Origin of the sequence: Pseudomonas sp. YuFO8, from assembly GCF_035065025.1 — a bacterium.
Lineage (GTDB): Bacteria > Pseudomonadota > Gammaproteobacteria > Pseudomonadales > Pseudomonadaceae > Aquipseudomonas > Aquipseudomonas putida_AE.
On sequence record NZ_JAXDEQ010000142.1, the window covers coordinates 1 to 440 of the forward strand.

1 protein-coding gene is annotated in these 440 nt (G+C 62.0%); it reads left to right on the forward strand.

Translation table 11 applies throughout. The features are described 5' to 3' along the window. The coding region (locus SOP95_RS31695; protein ID WP_323609541.1) for a hypothetical protein at positions 1-440 on the forward strand (440 nt) is incomplete at both ends.

The window sequence follows — 440 nt, forward strand, 5'->3', positions numbered from 1 at the left end:
CTGCGGCGGCGACAAGCGCGAACGACACCAACGTAACGATCACGCTGACCGGCACGCCTGCAACCGCGCTGTTGCAGGCGGTGCAATTCCAGATGGGATGGACCGGCACGCTCGCAGCTGCGCGTCTCAATGCCAACGTGGTGCAAGGCGTCACGAATGACACCAACGTTACGGGGTCGATCGCCGCCCAAAATCTCACGTTGGGATGGACCGGAACGCTTGCAGCAGCGCGGCTGAATTCCAACGTCGTGCAATCGGTCGTGAACGACACCAACATTACGGGTTCGATCACTGCACAAGTGCTGACGCTGGGATGGGCTGGCACTCTCTCGACCGCGCGCATGGGTGCGCCGTTTACCAACGGCACCGCCAGCGGCAACACCAGCCAGTTCGCGACCGTGCTCGCGGGCACAAAAACATCGGGTCATATCGCGACATGG